A 1,747-nucleotide genomic window follows, 5' to 3' on the forward strand; every position below is an offset into this window, starting at 1 on the left:
GGATTCGCCGGCCGGGATATCCCGATCGGGGCCGAGGACGAGGCGCTCGAACAGTGCGGGCGGCTCAACGGGGAAATGGATCGCATCTACTACGCGATGCTCCCCGCCCTGGCGCGGATGGAAGCCTCCGGGGTCGTGTTGGAAAAAGGCGGCCAGAACACCCTCAAAGCGTGGATCACCCACAAATGGGGCACCACCCCCGCCGAGGCCGGCAACCTGGCCACCCTGGCCCGTGCCCTGCACCACCAGCAGCTCCCGCTGGTCGACGAGGCGTTCCAGGGTGAGGTCCTGTCGTTGGGTGAGGCGTGCGCGATCGCGACCTCCACCGAAAAAGCCACCGCTGAGTGGGCCAAGGTCCTGGAAACAGCCGATGAGGACTTCCGGGCACAGCACCCCGACGTCGAGGGTTTCCGGGCCCGGTTGGAGTTCGGGCTGATCGCTTATAAGAAGGAATGCCCGAAAGCGTCGGTGCGGCAGTTGCGGGACGCGGCGAAATGGTTCGTCGCCCAACTGGACCCCGACAAAGCCGACCGGGATTACGACGAGACTTTCGATAACCGTGGCGCCCAATTCTCGCCGACCTTCGAAGGCGGATTCCTGCTGCGCATGTGGGGGCCGGGTGCGGACAACCAGCTCATCCAGGCCGCGTTGGACGCCTACACCGAACCCTACGGGCCCGATAACGCCGCCATCCCCAAGCACCAGCGCACTTATGACGCGATGATGCGGATCTTCGAGACCGCCCTGGCCCACCGCACGTGCGCGAAGGCCCCGAAGCCGGTGGTGACGTTGAACATCACCGTGCCTTTGAAGCGCTATCTGGGAGATGCCTCCGCGGAGCCTGCGGTGACCGAGGACGGGGTGGTCATCCCCGACCAGATGATCTCCCGCCTGACCCCGAAGAGCTGGTTGCGCAGGTTCCTGACCGACGCCGAGGGCAAGACTCTGCTGGATGTGGGGCAGAAGCACCGGTGTGCCCCTGACCCTGTCCGCCAGGCGGCCGGGTACAAGGAGTTTCACTGCGAGTGGCACGAAGGCTGCGACATGCCGCGTAGCTGGTCGCAGTTCGACCACATCATCGCCTTCTCCCACGGCGGAGCGACCAGCTCCGACAACATGCAGCTGCTCTGCTCCACCCACAACCGGCTCAAGCACCGGTTGCAGGTGAAGGCGAACCAGCAGATCTGGGACCACCACCACACCCAGAACCGCCAGAACACCGAGAAGGACGGTGGCGGTGAGGGTGGTGAGGGGGAGCCAGCACCAGCCACCGCCTAACATCACCGCACCAGCTTCCACCAGGCGAAAACACCGCCCCGCTCCGAACGATGCACCCGGAGCAGACCCCCGCACCTCTCGAAAAACACCCCTGGGTGGGTGTTAGACCCCAAAGGCCATGCCTTGTGGGGATATCGGCATGCCCGCACACCGAATCCCCACCCAGAGCCATATCCAAGGGACAGAATGACTCCCGTTGGGGGTCTCGCCAGCACATGCACCCCCGCACCGGTACTGGCGCACATGCTGGCACCAATACTGCTGCGGGTGCGGTGCTAGGGAGTGACCGGCCCACCTCCACCAGTGCCGGCAACCGCTGGGACGCGGCCCGCCCCGAGCCCGGCCTGTAGCGGGCCCTTCGTTACCGCACCCGTCACGTAGTGGCGACGCGCTCAACGAGGACACCAGGCGGCCGGGTAGGGATTCGGCCGGCTGCGGCCGGACCGGGCGGAGCCCGGCGGCCCGTGAG

Annotated in this window: 1 protein-coding gene; it reads left to right on the forward strand. The window is 66.2% G+C overall.

The window, feature by feature from the left end; genetic code table 11:
- Positions 1 to 1,278: HNH endonuclease signature motif containing protein (locus BQ8420_RS22395; RefSeq protein ID WP_087101135.1), on the forward strand; the 1,278-nt coding region annotated here is incomplete at its 5' end.
- Positions 1,279 to 1,747 lie beyond the last annotated feature (469 nt).

Origin of the sequence: Nocardiopsis sp. JB363, assembly GCF_900143625.1 — a bacterium.
In the GTDB taxonomy this organism is placed as follows: domain Bacteria; phylum Actinomycetota; class Actinomycetes; order Streptosporangiales; family Streptosporangiaceae; genus Nocardiopsis.